Annotated in this window: 8 protein-coding genes; all 8 read left to right on the top strand. The window is 40.1% G+C overall.

Features of this window, described 5'->3' with window-relative positions:
* Positions 1–2: 2 nt before the first annotated feature.
* The 8 genes from G4420_RS21805 (at position 3) to G4420_RS21770 (ending at position 14,308) form a co-directional block, all read left to right on the top strand.
* Positions 3–1,496 carry a RagB/SusD family nutrient uptake outer membrane protein gene (locus G4420_RS21805; RefSeq protein ID WP_163326070.1) on the top strand — a complete coding sequence of 498 codons (1,494 nt, stop codon included), beginning with the start codon at positions 3–5 and terminating at the stop codon, positions 1,494–1,496.
* Positions 1,497–1,617: 121 nt separating this feature from the next.
* Entirely contained in the window at positions 1,618–3,693 is a 2,076-nt protein-coding gene (locus tag G4420_RS21800) for a LamG-like jellyroll fold domain-containing protein (RefSeq protein ID WP_163326069.1), read from the top strand.
* Positions 3,694–3,710: 17 nt separating this feature from the next.
* Positions 3,711–5,768 (top strand): alpha-L-arabinofuranosidase C-terminal domain-containing protein, encoded by a 2,058-nt coding sequence (locus G4420_RS21795; RefSeq protein WP_163326068.1) that lies wholly within the window; start codon positions 3,711–3,713, stop codon positions 5,766–5,768.
* Between the two features lie 214 nt (positions 5,769–5,982).
* Complete coding sequence (locus G4420_RS21790) at positions 5,983–6,573, top strand: RNA polymerase sigma-70 factor (RefSeq protein ID WP_163326067.1); 591 nt, start codon at positions 5,983–5,985, stop codon at positions 6,571–6,573.
* Between the two features lie 134 nt (positions 6,574–6,707).
* Positions 6,708–7,691 (top strand): FecR family protein, encoded by a 984-nt coding sequence (locus G4420_RS21785; protein WP_163326066.1) that lies wholly within the window; start codon positions 6,708–6,710, stop codon positions 7,689–7,691.
* Positions 7,692–7,924: 233 nt separating this feature from the next.
* A complete protein-coding gene (locus tag G4420_RS21780; protein WP_163326065.1) occupies positions 7,925–11,254 on the top strand; it encodes a SusC/RagA family TonB-linked outer membrane protein in 3,330 nt (1,109 codons plus the stop codon).
* 19 nt (positions 11,255–11,273) lie between these two features.
* Positions 11,274–12,740, top strand: coding sequence for a RagB/SusD family nutrient uptake outer membrane protein (locus G4420_RS21775; protein WP_163326064.1), 1,467 nt, complete (start codon positions 11,274–11,276; stop codon positions 12,738–12,740).
* A gap of 98 nt (positions 12,741–12,838) precedes the next feature.
* Positions 12,839–14,308 carry a sulfatase gene (locus G4420_RS21770; RefSeq protein ID WP_163326063.1) on the top strand — a complete coding sequence of 490 codons (1,470 nt, stop codon included), beginning with the start codon at positions 12,839–12,841 and terminating at the stop codon, positions 14,306–14,308.
* Positions 14,309–14,319 lie beyond the last annotated feature (11 nt).

The raw sequence follows: 14,319 nt of genomic DNA, 5'->3' as shown, positions 1-14,319 counted from the left end.
AAATGAAGAAAAATATATTCAAAAAAATATTTGGAACATTGCTCTTGTTAAGTGCACTTGTTTCATGCGAAGATAAACTGGAAATGTATCCGGTAGCCGAATTTGCGCCCGGTAATGCACTTCAGAACGAAGATGGACTGGAAGCGTTGTTGTTTTCGGCATACAATAATTACACACCTGGGTCAGCAGTTCGGACCTATATGCTTATCAACGAGGTAACTACCGATGTGGGAATGGTTCGTATTGGTGCGGTAGAACGGGAAATGAAACCGTTTATGAACTTCAACTGGGATGCGTCCACCAACCATCTTGATGGTTTATTCTGGACTCGTCCGTATACAGCCATTCGAAATGCAAATACCTTACTCGATAATATTGATAATTCAGATGTTAATGAGGATTTCAAAAAAATGGTAGTGGCAGAAGCTCGTTATATTCGTGCTTACTGTTATGCCTTCATGTATAAGTTTTTCGGACCGGTTCCTTTACGCACAACAAATGATCTTACTGCTCAACCTAAAGAGCTTGGTTTGCCTTCAGAGGAAGAATTCCGGACTTTTGTTGAAACAGAATTAAATGCCGCTGCTTTGGATTTGGTACCTCCATCGGAACAAACACAGGTTGGAAGGGCAACAAAAGGCCACGCTTATGCAGCCTTGACTAAATTTTTGATGAATACAAAACAGTGGAGTAAAGTAGTGGAAGCTACTCAGGAAGTTATGGATTTGAATTATTACGAATTGTTTCCGGAATACAGAGCCGCCTTTTTTGTGGAAAATGAACCACAAACCAATCCGGCCAACAAAGAAATGATCGTTACCTGGTCGTTAAAAAATGAGACCGGAGGTTATAACAACGATTATCAAAACGGAGCTTTCCCTCCGGGATTCAGAACATCGGACAATATCCCTGAATTTGAGTGGATTGTTGGAATGGCCAACTGGCCAACACAGTTTAGTATACGCGATGGTTTTGTAGATTCGTTCGATCCGAATGACGCACGTAAACAAACCATTATCGAAACGTATTACAATGCAGGTGGAAACCTGGTAAATCTGAGAACAGCAAATACAGACAACAGTCGTAGTTTGAAATACTTCGACAACGAGCAAACAGGTAATCTAAGCGGATGTGATGTTCCGTACATTCGTTATGCCGATATTTTGCTGTGCAGAGCCGAAGCATTAAATGAATTGAACGGGCCAACACAAGAGGCGATTGATTTGGTTAATGAAGTTCGGAACAGGGCAAAAGTACCCACTTATAGCTTAGCTGATGTTGGCGACAAAGCTACCTTCAGAGATTTGATTTTGGATGAACGTGGCTGGGAGTTCTTTTCGGAAGGAAAACGCAGAGAAGACCTGATTCGTCATGGTAAGTTTCTGGAATATGCAGAAGATCGTGGTTTAACTACATCTCCTGAGCAGGTATATTTCCCCTATCCGTTGGCTGAGGTTGATGCCAACCCGGCATTAGACCAACGGGAAGGTTATTAATAGATAGTTTAGTTGGTTAGACAAATCAGGGCTGCATTGGATTGATCGTATGCAGCCCTTTTTCTTCCTCATTACTTATTCAATTCCCTTATATAATTGGAAATTTAAAAACTTAACTCTTATGAACTTTAAAATATCTGCCATAAAAGGATTAATTGCAATTTGCCTGGTAATAATCACGTTGAGGATAGATGCACAAGAGGTAGGCGTGAATTTTAACGAATCGCTTTTTCATGCAGAAGATGTTACCAAACTGGCCCGAACAAAAACCACCTGGGTGAGAGGCTTTTTTGATTTCTTCCCCTATTACGAAAATCAGGAGCGTTTGACTGATGTTGATGATCAACTGGAAGACTTTCTAAACCTGAAAAGTGCAGGATACAAAACCATTTTAAACATTAAATGGAATTTCCATAATAAATCGTACCCCGATACAACCAGCACCGAAATTGCAGCTTACAACGAATTTCTTCAACGATTTCTGGATCGTGTTTGGGGCAAAATCGACATTATTGTCGTGGGTAACGAACCCTTTATCGAATCGATGAACGATGAAGAACGAAACACCCGTTTAGCGCCTTTTTATAAGTACATGTGTAACCGGGTGAACGATTACCGGCATGGAAAAGAAAACATTCCGATTTATTTTGGTGCCTTTAACCGTTTATACGACAATTTCCGTGATACCGAGGGGGTGTTGAAAATGCTGGAGTTTGCAAGAGAAACGCCATGGCTTGAGGGGATTGATATACACATTCATCATAAAAACAACAGCGAATTTGTTTCAATGTACAGCTACGCTGATGCACGGATCCGAGATGATCAAAAAATCCTGGTGACTGAATTTTCGCTGGTTTTTTACTGGAAGGATCATACGCGTGATCTAATTCCTGCTGAATTTGCTTCAAAATATGGCTATAATTCCAATATGCTGGTACACCAGTATATTTACGAAGCATTAAACAACCGCCGTCCCAAACAGGAATGGGACGATTTTCTAAATATGTGTTCGTGGTTCGAGGAGCGGAAGCACTATTTATGGGAAGTGTACGAGATTCTAACGCAGTACAAATCGTTTAATGTAGCTACTTATTCATACGAAATTACATGGGGAACAAATTTCGATGGCAACACCGTCCCATGGTTGCTGAATAATTTAATCGCAGCGGTAACAATCGAAGATGATCCTGAAACCGGAGAAAAACAATTTAACTATGCTTTTATAGACGATTTCTTTAAAATTCAGGCGGTTGAAACTGGCGAAAACAATACCGTTTTGCCACCTGATCCAACAAAGATTTTTATGCAGTTTGGGTTTGATGAAAACCTAACAGACGCTTCGCCTGAAAATGTGGAATTCAACTTAACAAAAGGAAGCGAAGCATACTCGGAAGGTAAATTCGGGAAAGCATTAAGTTTTAATAATGCGGTTTATGTTACCCAACAAGATGCCCTGATTAATGTAGGATCAGAAAGCAGTACGCTTGGAGTGTGGGTAAAAATGGATCAGTCGACTAGTGTGGCCAACGCGGGAATGACCATTCTGCACCAAAAAGATCCGGAGGGAGGTACGCCTCCCGGAAGGATTATGTTGGAGGTATTAGATGGTGACATGCCTTCTTCATTCGAAAGCGGGATCAGGGTACAAAGTTTTGATATAATCGAACCGCAAACCTGGTATCATATTGCGGTTGTTCATGATGCAGAAAAAGGGATGAAGAGCTTTTATGTGAACGGGGAGCTAAAAGACATTGCTGATTTTGGAACAGAACAATCGGTTGGCCCATTTGTAATGGGGGCTTTTAAAACCGAGGAAAGGGCTTTTCTTTACGGAAGCCTCGACGAACTTTTTTGGACCCGGGAGGTACTTACTCCCAGCCAACTAAAATCGATAATGAGCGAAGGGATTGCAATAAGTTTTAAAGACCGGGAAACAGCCGTAAACACGATTTCAACAACAAAAGATCTTAATCTTTTTTATCCAAATCCAACTTCAGGTAGCATTCAATTTACCCCTGAAATACTAAAAGAAAACGGGCAGTTTCAATTGTTCAATTTAAAAGGTTGTGCAGTTACAGCCTTACAAACCATTCAATCAGGCAGAATCAATTTACACCATCTCACAAATGGGATGTATCTTGTAAAAGTTATTGCGGATAACAGAGCTTACTCCGATTGTTTAATTTTACAAAATTAGCAGCTGACAAAATGAAAATGGTAAAATTATTAACGCTGATGTTTTGTCTTGCGTTTATACAAAACGTTGTTGCGCAGGTACAAATAACAGTTGATGCCAACAAAAAAGACAAGCCCATATCCAGAAATTTATTTGGCTTGTTTACCGAACATCTGGGGCGTAATGTTTATGGGGGAGCCTGGGCACAGCTTGTCGAAAATCCTGAATTTGTTCCTGCCAGCTATTGGCCGGTTCGGGATTACGGCAACCTTATGGAACGGAATCTTTATCATTTTCAGCAGACTTTTCAGCTAACTGATCTGGTTGATGATTCAAAAAATGGTTTTGCTGCCTACTGGGTTTCATCGGCCAACTTGCAGGGCCGGTTATTAAAAGAAGGAAACCATGATTTTCAGCGGATTGAAACCGAAGATAAAGCCGGTTATATTCAAACTGGTGTGTTTTTGCCGCTTCACCGAACCAGCGGTTACGAACTGACATTAAGAGCCCGTTCCGAAAAACAAACGAACGTGGTTTTACAGATCTTGGATCTGGAAGAAAACGTAATAGGTGAGACAAATTTTGAATTGAATTCCGGTTGGGAGACCATTAAAAAAGCAATACAAGTTACCGCATCAGAGCATCAAAAAGGCGATGCTTATTTATTGCGTTTGTTCGTTGAACCGGGCACAGTATACGAGTTTGCACGAATGCTTTGTTTTCCCGATGATCATATCGATGGCTGGGAACCTGAAATGGTAGCATTACTGAAAAATATGAAACTTCCCTTGCTACGATTCCCTGGTGGAAATTTTGTAAGTGGATATCACTGGATGGATGGTGTTGGTCCTATCGATCAGCGGCCGGCGCTTCCAAACCCGGCTTGGCACGGTATGGAGTGGAACCATGTTGGTACCGATGAATGGATAAACTTATGTCGGTTGATTGGGGCCGAACCTATGATTTGTGTGAATGCCGGAAACGGAACGGCTGAGGAAGCAGCAAATTGGGTGAAATATTGTAACGATCCGGCAAGCACTCCGATGGGAAAGTTACGTGCCGAAAACGGATACGATGAGCCGTTCAACGTAAAAATTTGGGAAGTGGGTAACGAACTATGCGGCGAGTGGCAGATTGGATTTACCGACGGAGATGATTATGCCCGACGTTATGCCATGTTTGCTCCACGATTGTTGGAGGCCGATTCAAGCATTTCCTTAATTGCTAATGGATTGATTAAAGTGCTGGAAAAATCAGAGCTAATCAGCCGGGGAGTTGATCCTGAGTGGAATTACAAACTTATGGATTACAATGGTGAATTAGTACGTTCGGTTTCTGTTCATTCATTGGTTGGAAGAGCGGTTGATGAAAATGCTGATCCTGTTGAAGCCTGGAAAGACCTGGTTGCTTTTGCTGAAAATTATCCCGATTTTTTACACAACCTGGTTGTTGAACCGATGCAACAGGCAAATGTTGAACCCAAAATAGCGATAACAGAGCTAATGGATTGGCCTCAACCTCGTTCCGTTGGGAATGTAACCAGTATTAGCGGAGCCCTGTGGTATTCGGGAATAATAAATATCTGTATCCGTAGTAACGGTTTGGTTGGGCTGGTAACTCGTTCGGCACTGATAAACCACGGTGGAGGCTTACAAAAAGATCGCGGAATTATTTATACACAGCCAGTGTACTGGAGCCATTTTATGTACACAAGCCAAAACGGAACCATTCCGTTGGATGTACAAACTACTTCGCCTGGATTCGCCAGCTCCGGAAAATATGTGATCAAAAAGGAAAATATACCTGCTGTTGACGCTGCGGCACTAATGGATCAGAACAGAAGCTCAACTTCGGTTTTTATCTGTAATCGCGATGCCAAAACAGCACATGAAGTGGAATTGACAATTGAAGGATTCAATTCAAAAAAAGAAGCCGCGCTCATGATGATCGGAAATGAAAATCTGGCATTGCGAAACAGTTGGGAAAAACCGGAAGCAATAGCTCCCGTATTCGATAAAATTTCGGTAAAAGAAAACCGGATAAAATATACGATACCGCCATTGGCAATGGTGCGGATTATTTTGGATGCAGAATAAAAGCTATCATAATCGAAGATCCTCACAGTTTTTTGGATAAAATTATTTAAAACCATTTCCTCGATTGCCTAAAAGCAGGAATTACGATACCTGCAGCTGATTTCTTGTGGTTACTTTTATAAGGAAGATTGGCTGGGTTTAAACAGAAAAAATTTTGAAATACAATTAATTTTCTATTTTCACCAAAGCTAATCTAACTAATGAGCCATTGGGGATGAGTTTTACGGACTCAAATATTTCGATAAATCTTGCATTGTTCAAAAGGGGTGATGAACAAGTTTTCAAGCTTGTTTATGATAACAATTACGAAAGAATTGTTGGTTTCTGTATGCAGTTTATTCCCGAGCGCGAAGAGGCCAAAAATATAGCTCAGCAAGCCTTTGTAAAACTATGGACCAATAGGGAAGAGGTTAATACCTGTAATGGAATCAGAGCTTTTTTGTATACTGCCGCAAAAACAGATTGTTTGAATTATTTGCGTCACGAAAAATACAAACTGAACTACCAACAAGATATACTTGAGAAGCGCGAAAAACTCTTGAATCAGGAAATTCTGGAATCATTTAAATTCGACAAACTTGAATACATGGAACTCGAAGAAATGATTCAAAATGCACTTGAAAAACTACCCGAAAAGTGCCGGCAGGTTTTCGTAAAAAGTCGTTTCGAGTACAAAGCGAACCGTGAGATTGCCGATGAATTGGGAATTGCTCTTAAATCGGTTGAGTCAAACATTACCCGTGCCCTAAAAATTCTTCGGAAGGAATTAAAAGATGTACTTCCTTCTGTTCTGTGGATGTTCTAATCCGTAACAGTAAATCATTCATTTTGCCCCCCATTTAACCTTGATTTTATTTCAAAGAGATTTTTTTTGATTTTTTTCGCTTTCAATAAAGGGTAGCGGAGTGTTTATGTGTACAATAGTCAACAAAGACAAATATGGACTACACTATAATACAAAAATACCTGCAGGGAAAAGCAAGTAACAAAGAGAAGGAACAACTGTTTAACTGGTTGGATGAGAGTGCCTCCAATAAGGAAGAGTATATTGAAATAAAAAAAATATGGGCTTTAACTTCGCGTGAAAAGAATGTTGAGGGCAAAACCTGGAGTGATATAAAACCATCGGAATCAAAACCGGCAAAAACCAAAACATTACAACACTGGTTGGCACGAGCTGCTATTTTTCTGCTTCTGATTAGTTGTGGCGCTATTGGGAGTCATTTCTTTTCAAAAACAATCGAAAACGAGAGCCCTGTTTACTCACAGATGTGCACCATTATTTCCCCTGCAGGGCAAATAACCAATGTTAAATTACCTGATGGTACTTTGGTAATGCTAAACTCCGGAACAAAAATTCAGTATTCAAATGATTTTACCTATGGAAATCGTCAGTTATACCTCGAAGGAGAAGCATTTTTTGATGTACAAAAAGATGTTGAACATCCATTTATTGTTAATTCCGAATTTCTTGGCGTAAAAGTGTATGGAACCTCTTTTAATATTCAGGCGTATCCTGAAGACAGAGCGTATACTGCAACACTTATCGAGGGAAGCATCAGCCTCTTAAATACAAGCGGAGAAGAGGTGACAAAACTGGTGCCCGGTGAAAAAGCATATTTCGCTGAAAGTGAAACAAGGATAGATATTAGATACGTAGATACAGAGATGTATACCTCGTGGAAGGAAGGACTGGTTACTTACCGAAACGAACGCCTGGAGGATATAGCCAAACAAATTGAACGTTGGTATAATGTTGAAATAATTATTCAAAAAGAGGGCCTGGGTGATGAAAGGTATTTTGGTACTATTTTGAAAAACAAACCAATCGATCAAATTCTTGAGGTACTAAAATTAACCACTTCGCTGGAATACGAGATTATACCCAGAGCAAATGAGCCAAGTCTGATTTACTGGAAATAAGATATTGAATTAACTAATTAAACTTAATGCTGACTTATGAACAGAACTGATACTTCCTAAAAAGACGACAGGCCAAAAATACTGGAAATATTTTTAGCCTGTTCAACTTTACCGGTACGCCAATACCAGTAATGCTTTGATAAATAAAACTTAGTATTTACCAATAACATGTCAAATTTATGAAAAAAACAGACAAGTGCCCTTGTGTATGTGGGCAACTAAAAAAAGTTTTAATGATTATGAAACTAACAACCTTTCTTGTCCTACTACTAACTCTGAATGCATTTGCTGAATCCTATGCGCAATCCGCAAAAATTACGCTAACAATGGAACAGGCAACTGTAAAGGAGGTTATTGAGCAAATTGAAAGTGAAACCGAATTTTACTTCATGTTGAAGTATGATGATCACCTTATGAATCGATATGTGGATATTGCTTTTGATAATGCAAATATCCATGATGTGCTTACCCAGCTTTTTGACGCCGATAAGTATAATTACAAGATAATTGACCGCTACATTGCAGTGACTCCGGTTGATGAAATTGCAATGGATGCAGATGATCAGGCAACAATATCGGGAATTGTGACTGACACTAATGGGGAAGCTTTACCCGGAGTAACCGTGCTGTTTAAAGGCACTACCAATGGTACGGTAACTGATATTAATGGCTATTATGAATTGCCGGTAACCGAAGGGAAGATTCTTGTTTTCTCGTTTGTAGGAATGAAAACACAGGAAGTTGAACTGGAAGGACAAACTAAACTCGATATTACGCTTCTGGTTGATGCAATTGGCCTTGAAGAAGTTGTGGCAATTGGATATGGTACAGTGAAAAAGAGTGATTTAACCGGTTCTGTAGCATCGCTACGAAAAGACGATTTGAACAAAGGAGTGACTCCTACAGTTGCCGGATTATTGCAAGGTAAAGCTGCCGGAGTACAGATCACACAAGCCAGTAATGAACCTGGTGGTGGAACCACAGTGCAGATTCGTGGGGCTGGCTCTGTAAATGCTGGTTCCGGACCGCTATATGTTATCGACGGTCTTCCCATAGAAAATGGTCAAGTAATTTCAGGTAACGGAACAACAATACCCGGGGTGAGGGTTCCCCGTAGTCCGATGGCTAATATCAATCCTGCAGACATTGAATCAATTGAGATTTTAAAAGATGCTTCAGCTACGGCTATTTATGGTGCCCGCGGTGCTAACGGTGTTATACTGGTTACCACAAAGAAAGGTTCATCCGGGGCAATGAGAGTTACCTATAACGGATACACCGGGATTCAAACGCCAAAGGATATGATCGAAGTCCTCGGAGCGGAGGATTATATGAGAATATTAAATGATATTTTGGATACTCCCGGCTCAAACGTGCCGGAAGCAGAACGTGTCACCGAAATTCAGGACGGGGGTACCAATTGGCAGGACGAATTATTGCGTAACGCCGTCATTCAAAGCCATAGTTTATCGTTCACAGGCGGAGGAAATAAAACCAAGTATTTTGCGTCCTTGAATTATTTTAATCAGGAAGGAGTTTTGATAACTTCAGGTTATGAACGTTATGATTCAAGACTTAATCTCGAACACAAAACAGATAAAATGACGTTTGGTGTAAACTTCTCTACGTCATACACGCATGATAATACAGTGCCGATCGGTTTTAGTACCAATGAAGAGGGAAGTTCGTTATATGCAGCAAGGGGATATGATCCAACACTTAGTATTTTTGATGAAGATGGAAACTATCAGGTTGTTTCTTGGATGAACCTCGATAACCCACTTGCCCTTGTATATGGAAAAACCAGTAATACAGATAACTACAGAACGCTTGGAACCATATTCGGAGAATATACCCTATTGAAAGGATGGACTGCAAAGTTAAACATCGGTTTTGATAGCAGAAACAGCCGTAGGGATACCTACGTATCGCGTTTGACAAAAGATGGAAGAGCAAATTCAGGAATTGGTACTGTATTGACCGGAACCAGAAATAACTATCTGGGCGAATTTACAACCACATATAACCGAAGTCTGGAAGATAACAGCAGTTTTACAGTAATGGGTGGTATCACCTACCAGAAATTTATTAATAGCAATTTCATCGGTACAGGGAGAGGCTTTCCGGTAGATGAATCAGAAACCAATAATATGTCGTTGGCGAATGCGGCATTGTATACAATGGATAGCTCAAAAAATAACAATAAGTTGCTATCATATATCGGACGCGCCAATTATAATTTATTCAATGAGTTTCTTTTTACCGCTACTTTAAGGGTTGACGGATCCTCTCGTTTTGGAGAGAACAGCAAATATGGTTATTTCCCGTCGGGAGCCTTTGCATGGAAAATGCATGAACGTGATTTTATTCAGAATCTGGACATGTTTAGCATGTTAAAATTGAGAGCTAGTATAGGGCGTACTGGTAATCAGGATATTGGCAACTTTCTGTCGATCACTACCTTTAACCAAGGTGGAAATGTTATTCTTGGGGGTGAACAATATGTTACCTTGGCTCCAACACGAATTGCAAATCCTGACTTGAAGTGGGAAACCACAGAACAAATTAATGTTGGTTTTGATATGGGATTTCTGGATAACCGGATATTGATATCAACGGATTATTTCCAAAAGAATACGTTTGATATGTTGTTTGCTTTACCCATACCAGCATCAACTGGTTATACATCCATCATGTCAAATATTGGTAACATTAAAAACAGTGGATTTGAATTTAGCATCGACTCAAGGAACTTAACCGGTAAACTGAAATGGAACACTAACTTGAATTTCAGCACATTGAAAAACAAGGTGACAGACATTGGAGATATTTCCGAAATCATTCATACTGGAGCAGGTCAATCGACATCTCAGATAGCCATTATCCGAAAAGGAGAAGCACTTAATTCGTTCTACGGATATAAGACTGACGGGATCTGGCAAACTACAGAAGAAATAGAAGCTTCCGGTACATTAGACCCCGTAAAACCAGGAGATGTTAAATTTGTAGATATAAATGGTGATCATGTGGTTAATACCAATGATCGTGTTATTCTTGGGAAATCAATCCCTTCATTTACAATGGGTTTAACCAACCAACTTGAATACAAAAATTTCCTGCTGAATTTCTTTATTGATGCTGCAACTAATGTTGAGATGTTAAACAATTCAAAGGTTGAAACCTACTACCCGGTAAGTCACCGAAGAAACAGAATGGCGGAACCTTACTTAAATCGCTGGACTGAAACAAATCCTTCGAACGAATGGCCATCCTTTGTTAATCCTGCAGGACAGGGGAACAAAGCAGTAAGTGATTTAACCGTTGAAGATGCCTCTTATATCAGACTATCTTCAGTTCAATTAACTTACCAGGTTCCATTGAAGACCAAAAAGATATTTGATCATATAAATATATATGTAAGCGGACAGAACCTATACACAATAACGAATTATTCCGGACAAGATCCTACTACTAACTCAAACGGTAACAGTAGTTTGAAAATTGATTTCAACTCGTACCCTGTTTACCGGACTTATACTTTTGGAGTAGAATTAGGTTTTTAACTTTTAAAACGAAATTACTATGAATTTTAAATATTATTTTTCAACCGTTTTACTGGTAGTATCATTACTATTTACCAGCTGTGAGGATCAATTAGAAGAAGAGGTATTTTCGCAACTTGATCCGGCCACTTTATTTAATTCTGCAAATGGAATAGAACGTGTTCTCTTTGGAGCCTACCGTGATGCTCAAATAACCGATAATTTTGGTGGTAATATTTGGTTTCAGGAAGAATGGACTTGCGACCATTTTTGGGAAACCGGTGGCGCTGTTAATCTTCAGGCAACCGTTATGCTTGCCTTCACTTGGGATGCATCTTATCCAACACATTGGACTGGCTTGTGGAACAATTGTTACTACTCAGTCCGAAACTGTAATCTTGTTTTGGAAAACATTGATCAATCTCCGGTTGATGATGCAACAAAAGCGAGATTAACAGCCGAGGCCCGATTTGTAAGGGCATCTGCATACTACATTTTGTATACCATGTGGGGACCAGTACCGCTTAGGTTAAGCACCACAGGCGATTTGGAAATGGCCCGTGCTACCGATGCCGAAATGCGGGAGTTTTTTGAAAAAGAGTTCACCGATGTTTCTACTGTCCTTCCATCCAGGGATACACCCGGGTATCAGTATGGACGTGCTACCAAAGGAGCTGCGCTGGGCTATCTTACAAAATTTTTCCTTAATACAAAACAGTGGCAGAAATGCGCTGATGCATCTAAAAAACTCATGGATTTAGATGAGTACGAATTATGGTCTGATTATACAACTCTATTCACGGTTGAAAACGAAACGAAGCAAAAGGAATTGGTTTGGGTTTATCCATGTAGTACACAGCGACCAGGAAACGAGTTTATGAATGGAGCTTACCCTCCTCAATTTGCAAGTACAGTTGACGGTTCTATTGTATTTAGGGTGAACCAGAGGAACTGGGCAAGGCAGGATCGCGTATTGGATTCATTCTATAATTCGTTTGATCCGAATGACGAACGCAGAAAGTTGATAATTACCGAATATATTAATACAAAAGGGAACACAGTCTCTTTGTTGAATAATAACAATACTCGTTCATTCAAATATACGCCTGACCCGGATGCGGTTGGAAACAGCAATGGCAATGACCTTGCAGTTATTCGCTATGCTGATATTTTACTGTCACGTGCGGAAGCATTAAACGAGTTGAATGGGCCCACCCAGGAATCTCTGGATTTAATTCAGGAAGTTCGCGACAGAGCTGGTTTGACAACCCCACTTGTATTGGGTGACTATACAAAAGAATCTTTGCGCGACCGGATTTTAGACGAAAGGGGTTGGGAATTATATGCTGAAAAAGTGCGCAGACAGGATTTGCTTCGTCATGGCAAATTTATCAGCTCAGCAAAGGAACGTGGAATCACTATTGCGGATGATCATCATAAGCTTTTCCCGATTCCTCAAACAGAAATAAATGCCAATTCGTTGTGTGAGCAAAATCCTGGATATTAGTCGATTAGTTTAGTTAGGGCAAAGCATACCCCTTAATTGGGGTATGCTTTCAATACTGGTATAGATTGTATCCTTAAACAATTAATGCTTTCATTAATATGACTCGATTTATCATCTTACAACTGTTGTTTCTACTATTAGGCTGTATAACAGATAATTTCGCGGAAGCAAAAGCAGAATCCAAAGCTGTCGGTAGTCCTAATGTAATTATCATTTTGGCCGACGATCAGGGGTGGGGATCAACTTCGGTGAAAATGGATGAAAATAATCCATTATCTGCAAGCGACTTTGTTCGAACGCCAAATCTGGAAAGTCTGGCGAACAGGGGAGTTGTATTTTCTAACGGATACGCGGCTCATCCCAACTGTTCTCCAACACGGGCAAGTATTCAAACCGGAAAAACTCCCGCTCAGCTGAGAATGACAGACATTATTGACCGACACAATGGCCCCTTCTTTAAAGGAAATAAGCTAATTCCACCTTATCACGTGTATGGATTGCCTAAAGAAGAGCTTACCTACGCAGAACTTATAAAATCGAATTTGCCGGATTACCAAACTGCTCATTTTGGAAAATGGCATCTTGCTGCCGGTGGCCCAAAGGCCCATGGTTTTGATGCCAGCGATGGTGAAACCACCAACAGAGAGGGAAATCATAATATTGAAGGAAATCCGAAAGATATTTTTGGGATTACCAACCGTGGTATAAATTGGATGAGAAAGCAGGTAGAAAGCGGACATCCTTTTGTAATGCAACTATCGCATTATGCCACACATCTAGGAATGGAAGCCAAAAGCGAAACCATAGAAAAAGTAAGGAATTATCCTCCGGGAACACGACATGATTTAGTGAAATTTGCCGCCATGGCCGAGGATCTTGATAAAGGGCTTGGTATGGTACTCGATGAAATTAAAAAGCTGGGAATTGAAGACAATACCTATGTGATTTACCTGGCTGATAACGGAACCTATCCAACAACAAATCCAGAAAATATAAATGGACCTCTACACGGATGGAAGGCCACTTTGTGGGAAGGTGGAATACGGGTTCCCTTCATTATTTCTGGACCGGGTATTACACATCGCTACTCAAAAACTCCGGTAAGCAGCTGTGATATTTATCCAACCATTTGCGATTGGCTAAACATTAACGAAATGCCCGTTGGACTGGATGGAGGAAGCCTTGCTTCAAACCTTCTTGACAGCAATAAAAAGGTGAGCAGGGAAAACGATTACCAGGTGTTTTACTTTCCGCATTATCAGCATCAAAAAGGTACCCATCCGGGAGTGGCGGTTATAAAAAAGAATTATAAACTGATCAAGTACTACGAAGACAATTCAGAATACTTGTTTGATATTGATAAGGATCCTCTGGAGTTGAACAATATTGCTAAATTAAATCAGCAGATTCTCGAGGAGTTAAATCGGGATATCGACAGCTATTTTGAAACGCACAATATACAATTACCCACGCTAAATAAAGATTACGATATTAGCAACGATCCGGGAAGAAACTATTTCGGAATAAAGGCGCAATTACTAAAAGAATCATACTTTATCGTAAAGTAATTTAGGGGTAA

The organism is Draconibacterium mangrovi, from assembly GCF_010586825.1.
Classification (GTDB): domain Bacteria; phylum Bacteroidota; class Bacteroidia; order Bacteroidales; family Prolixibacteraceae; genus Draconibacterium; species Draconibacterium mangrovi.
This window is presented reverse-complemented; position numbering and strand designations above follow the sequence as displayed.